Origin of the sequence: Micromonospora solifontis (assembly GCF_003725545.1) — a bacterium.
Lineage (GTDB): Bacteria > Actinomycetota > Actinomycetes > Mycobacteriales > Micromonosporaceae > Micromonospora > Micromonospora solifontis.
The window spans coordinates 1-4,289 of sequence record NZ_RJLN01000167.1 but is presented as its reverse complement, the minus strand read 5'-3'; the positions used below and the strand labels follow the sequence as shown (position 1 = coordinate 4,289).

Annotated in this window: 3 protein-coding genes; 2 read left to right on the top strand and 1 reads right to left on the bottom strand. The window is 75.4% G+C overall.

The window, feature by feature from the left end; translation table 11 throughout:
- Positions 1-316: 316 nt before the first annotated feature.
- Positions 317-1,852, top strand: a complete 1,536-nt coding sequence (locus EFE23_RS27495; protein WP_123243777.1) for a hypothetical protein — start codon at positions 317-319, stop codon at positions 1,850-1,852.
- A gap of 155 nt (positions 1,853-2,007) precedes the next feature.
- Here EFE23_RS27495 and EFE23_RS27490 read toward each other — a convergent pair whose 3' ends face one another.
- Positions 2,008-3,048, bottom strand: coding sequence for an App1 family protein phosphatidate phosphatase (locus EFE23_RS27490; protein ID WP_233601172.1), 1,041 nt, complete (start codon positions 3,046-3,048; stop codon positions 2,008-2,010).
- A 112-nt stretch (positions 3,049-3,160) separates the two neighbouring features.
- Here EFE23_RS27490 and EFE23_RS27485 point away from each other — a divergent pair.
- On the top strand, positions 3,161-4,289 hold a 1,129-nt coding region (locus EFE23_RS27485; RefSeq protein WP_373684058.1), incomplete at its 3' end, for a glycosyltransferase family protein.

Below are 4,289 nucleotides of genomic sequence, written 5' to 3'. Positions count from 1 at the left end.
CCGGGCGGCGCCTGCCGACGCGTCGGCGCGGCGCCCGCGCGCCTCGGCGCGGCGCCCACGGACCATCGGCGGCCCCGGGGCCGACAACCCGTTCAGACCGACATGTCTCAGAGACGTAAACATGTCTCAGAGACATGTCGGTCTAACCTAGACCGCCGGGTCCAGTCCTTACTCGGCGTAGCGAAATCCCGACTCTCGCTCACTGGCTGTCGAACATCGCAGCCTCGCCGCGCTCCGCCCTGAACCCGTCCCGGCCCAACGCCGTACCGCCCGATGGATGCCGGAGACCTGTGACGGACGAGGCGGAGGAGCTTCGATGGCGTGGAGCAGAGGCACAACCAGGCGGCGCGGGGCGGCGGTGTCGTCCCGGAACCGGAAGATCGCGGGCGGGGTTGCCCTGGCGATGACGGCCGGCGCGGCCTTCGCGGTGGCCACCGGGACCGGGCAGGCCGCCGAGAACTGCCAAGGGCTGGACGGCGCGCTGCGCAACAACCTGACCTTCATCGCGGACCAGCGCCGCAACCCGGACGCCAACTCGGCGGCCCGGATCACCAACCGACAGGCGGTGGTCGACCTAATCCAGCAGCGCCGGGCCGCGGCCGGCTGCGACGGCACGGTCGAGGTGGTTGGCGCGGACTGCCCCAGCGTCCCGTGGCAGGACGCTATGGCGACGGAGCTCGACCGGGCGTGGGCGATCACCGAGGAGATGTCCGGTGAGCGCTCCGGCCAGCTCGTCGACCCCGCAACGACCGAGCTGCGGGTGAAGCGGCTCGGCGGGATCTTCGGCGGCATCCAGCGCATCGTGCCGGGTGCCCGGGCCGCCGGCGCCCCGGGCGGCACCGAGGCCGGTGGGGCGGCCGGCGCAGCCGGTGGGGCGGCCGGTGCGGCCGGACGGGCCGCCGGCATCATCGACGCGGTCGGCGGGTTGCTCGGCCAGATCGCCGGCATCGTCCAGGCCGCCCGGGCGGCCCGGCAGCAGGCGGGCGCCGACCAGCAGGCAGGCGACCAGCAGGACGCCGGCCGGCAGGACACCGGCCAGCAGGGTGGCGACGGGCAGGCCGGCGGTGCAGCCGATGCGCCGGGTGGCGGCGAGGCCGTGGGCGGTGCAGCCGACGCGCCGGGTGGCGGCGAGGCCGCCGACGGGCAGCAGGCCGGGAATGCCGGTCGGCGGATCGCCCAGCGTCTGCAGCAGATCCGGGCCCGCATCCAGCAGCTCCGGGCCATCGCGCAGCAGGTACGCGCCGCCCGCCAGGCGGCCCGCGACCAGCGCGCCGGCCAGGGCCAGACCGGCCAGGACCAGGACACGGGCCAAGGCCAGGACACGGGCCAAGGCCAGGACATGAGCCAAGGCCAGGACATGAGCCAAGGCCAGGACATGAGCCAAGGCCAGGACATGAGCCAAGGCCAGGACATGAGCCAAGGCCGAGGTCAGGACACGGGCGGCCAGGGCACGGGCCAGGGGCGGGGCGTCGGTCACGGTCAGGGCATGAGCCAGGGCCAGGGCTCGAGCGACGGCCAGGGTGTCGCGCCGGGGCGCAACCGGCGAGCGGGGATGCCCGGCGCGGACGCAAGTGACGCGGGCCCGGATGGTGCCGCCTACCAGGTGGCTGACCCGAGCGCCCCGGGCTGCGCCCCGGGCGACCAAAGCCAGGGCGGGGGCGACGCCGCTGGCGACGCTGACCAGGACGCCGGGCAGAACCAGGACGCCGGGCAGGCCGAGGAGGCCGGGATGGCCGAGGACGTCGGCGGGAACCCTGAGGACGGATCGGGCGGTGCGGCCCACGGCAGCGGCGGCAGCGGCGCGGAGGGCACCGGCGAGCCGGCCGGGGCGGGCGGCTCGGGCACCGACTGACCTACCGGACAGCGGTCGGACCGGTCCTTAGCGGCCCGGTCCGGCCGCCGTCGTGACCTGGTCCGCCGGCTGCGCGCGTCGATCTGTGTGCTGCGGCGCGGCGGCCAACAATAGGCGGTCGGGCTCCGGACCGGCCGTGAACGGACGGGCGCGGTTCAGACCAGGCCGGCTTCGCGGAGGAGTTTCCAGAGGCCGGCGCCGTCGGGGGCGGCGAGCCACTTCTGCCCCACCGGGCCGGAGGACGGGCGTCCGGCGGGGGCGGGCAGGCTGCCGGCGAGCACCGCCTGGGTGGGTGACAGGCGGCGGATCGCCACCCCGGCCACGTTGTCCGGGTGCGCGGCGGCGAACTCGCGGTAAATCTCCTGATCGTGCTGCCCGTCGTCGCCGATCAGCAGCCACCGCACGTCCGGGAACTCCCGGGCCAGCCGGGCCAGGGTGGCCCGCTTGTGCTCGCGGCCGCTGCGGAACCAGCGGTCGGCCGTCGGACCCCAGTCGGTCAGCAGCAGCGGCCCGGCCGGATAGAGGTGCCGGGACAGGAACCGGGTGAGCGTCGGCGCGACGTTCCACGCGCCGGTGGACAGGTAGAAGACCGGTGCGCCCGGGTGGGCGGTGACCAGCCGCTCGTACAGCACCGCCATGCCGGGAACGGCCGCCCGGGCGTGCTCGTCGAGGACGAAGGTGTTCCACGCGGCGAGCAGCGGCCGGGGCAGCGCGGTCACCATCACCGTGTCGTCGATGTCGGAGAGGATGCCGAACCGGACGTCCGGGTCGAGGATCCGGACCAGCGCCTCGACCGGCTCCGCGTCGGGCACGCTGATGCGTACGCAGCCCCAGCCGGGCGTGAAGTCCGCCCGGACGACGGTGTCGACGAAGCCGCTGCGGTCGGCGGTCGCCTCCGTGCGCACCCCGTCGGCCTCGATGGTCACGGTGGCGTACTTGGCGGGCAGGGTGGCGAAGCTGCGCCAGCCACGGACCTTCTCCAGCCGCCCCCGCTGCCGGGTGTCCGGGCGGCCGAGCAGCACCCGGCAGAGCACCCGCGCCCAGCCCGGGGCGCCGTACCCGGCGTACGCGATGATGTTGATCTGCCACCCGGTGCGCCGCAGCCGGCGTTCCAGCAGGCCGTGCACGGCGTCCTCGATGCGTGCGGCCCGGTGCAGCTGCGGTACGGCCAGTTGGTCCGGCGGTGTGGGTGGCACGCTGCCACCCTGCCACAACCGGACGGTGCCGGCCACGCGAGTCGTCTGCGCCGATCCACCCCGCCGCCGGCCGCCGTCGTGACAGACTGCGGTCGCAGGCGACGACGGGGGCGTGGTCGTGTCCAGACCGGTGCGGGACCCGGGGCGCTGGCGTCCGACGCTCGACCGGCCGGCGCTGGTCGCGCTGCTGCTCGGCGCGGCCGGAGTGGGCTACCGGCTGGTCCTGACCCTGCTGACCCTGCCCACGTCGAACAGCGACGAGGCGACCTTCGGGCTCGCCGCGCTGCACATCGCGGGCGGTCACGAGCGACCGGTTTTCCTGTACGGCCAGCGCTACATGGGCATGTTCGAGGCGTACCTGGCGGCGCCCCTGGTCGGGCTGGCGGGGCCGAGCTGGCCGGTGCTGCGGCTGCCGCTGCTGGCGCTCTACGCGGTCTTCCTCTGGTTGGCGTACCGGCTGACCCGCCGGCTCTACTCCCCGTGGCTGGCCGCCTTCGTGGTGGGCCTGCTGGCGCTCGGCTCGGAGCGGGTGGTGCGCGACCAGCTCACCGTGGTCGGCGGGCGGCCCGAGGTGAAGGCCGCCGTGCTGGCGATGCTGCTGGTCGCGGTGGCGCTCGGCGAGCGCCGGGTGCGCCACCGCTGGCTGGCCACCGGCGTGTTCGGGCTGCTCGCGGGGCTGGCGCTCTGGTCCGACTGGCTGATCGTGCCGTACCTGGCGGTGGCCGGCGTGGTGCTGGTCTGGGCGGCGCCCCGGGACCTGGTCGGCTGGCCGGGGGTGCTGCTGGTGGTCGGGTTCCTGGTCGGCGTCACTCCGATGATTAAGGACAACCTGGTCGCCCCGGACGGGCAGGACTCGCTGTCGGTGTTCCGGGAGATCAGCACCAAGGACGGGGTCGCGCCGTCGGTGTCGGAGCGGCTGCACGGCGGGTTGCTGGAGGGGGTGCCGCTGGCGTCCGGGCTCTGCCCGGTGGACGGCTGCGCCCGGTGGCAGGAATGGTTCGGCCTGCTCTACCCGCTGCTGCTGGTGGCCGCCGCCGGGCTCGGGCTGGTCGCGTACCGGCGGGCGGCGGGGGCCGCCGCGCGGGTCCGGGCCGTGGCGCAGCTCGCCCTGGTCGCCGGGGCGGCGCTGACCCTGCTCGGGTACGTCCGCAGCCCGCTCGCCGCCACCGACCCGCTGGGCAACGCCCGGTACCTGTCGGTGCTGCAGGTCTCGCTGCCGGCGGTGCTCTGGCCGCTGTGGC

Coding starts and splice junctions, on each gene's coding strand:
- EFE23_RS27495 (WP_123243777.1), top strand. CDS start 317: ATGGCGTGGAGCAGAGGCACAACCAGGCGGCGCGGGGCGGCGGTGTCG.